Origin of the sequence: Streptomyces sp. MB09-02B (assembly GCF_033794485.1) — a bacterium.
Lineage (GTDB): Bacteria > Actinomycetota > Actinomycetes > Streptomycetales > Streptomycetaceae > Streptomyces.
The window spans coordinates 1-847 of the sequence record NZ_JARGEE010000940.1; the positions used below are offsets into that span (position 1 = coordinate 1).

Below are 847 nucleotides of genomic sequence, written 5' to 3' on the forward strand. Positions count from 1 at the left end.
GCCGCTGCTCATGGGTGCTCCTCCGGGGCGGCCGGGGCCGGGGTCGTCCCTCGCAGGGCGCGTCGTATCTGGGTCGTGGTCAGCCAGGTCTGCGGGGCGAGGATCTTCGTGACCTGCGGGGCGAAGGAGGGGGAGCCGACGACCACCTCGGTGGTCGGCCCGTCGGCCACGACCTCCCCGTCGGCGAGGATCAGCACGCGGTGGGCCAGTTCGGCGGCCAGTTCCACGTCGTGCGTGGCCAGGACGATGGCGTGCCCGTCGGCCGCGAGGGCGCGCAGCTGCGTGACCAGGCGTGCCTTGGCCGCGTAGTCGAGGCCCCGGGTCGGTTCGTCGAGCAGGAGCAGCGGGGGGCGGGCCGTGAGGACCACCGCCAGCGCGAGGGCCAGCCGCTGCCCCTCCGACAGGTCGCGCGGGTGCGTGTCGTCCCCGATCCCGGGCAGCAGCTCGGACGCGAGGGCCCGGCAGGTGCCCGGTGCGGCCCCCGCGTCCCGGTCCGCCGCCGCGCACTCCGCCGCGACCGTGTCCGTGTACAGCAGGTCACGCGGTTCCTGCGGTACGAGGCCCACGCGGCGTACGAGGTCAGGGGGCGCCGTGCGGTGGGGGACCAGGCCGCCCACCCGCACCGAACCGGCCGCCGGTTCCACCAGCCCGACCAGCGCGGACAGCAGCGTGGACTTGCCGGCGCCGTTGCGGCCCATGAGGGCGATCGTCTCGCCGGGGGTGACGGTGAGGGAGACGTGGGTGAGGGCGCGGACGCGGCCGTGGCGGACGGAGAGGGCCGTGACCGTCGCCGGGGAGGGGTTGACTATTATACACATCTCGGAGGCCACGAGACAGGCAGAAAACT

Annotated in this window: 1 protein-coding gene; it reads right to left on the bottom strand. The window is 74.7% G+C overall.

What is annotated here, in order from left to right; all coding sequences use genetic code 11:
- Positions 1-8 precede the first annotated feature (8 nt).
- Positions 9-847 (bottom strand): ATP-binding cassette domain-containing protein (locus tag P1P70_RS45205; protein WP_319248382.1); only part of this gene is annotated, 839 nt, incomplete at its 5' end.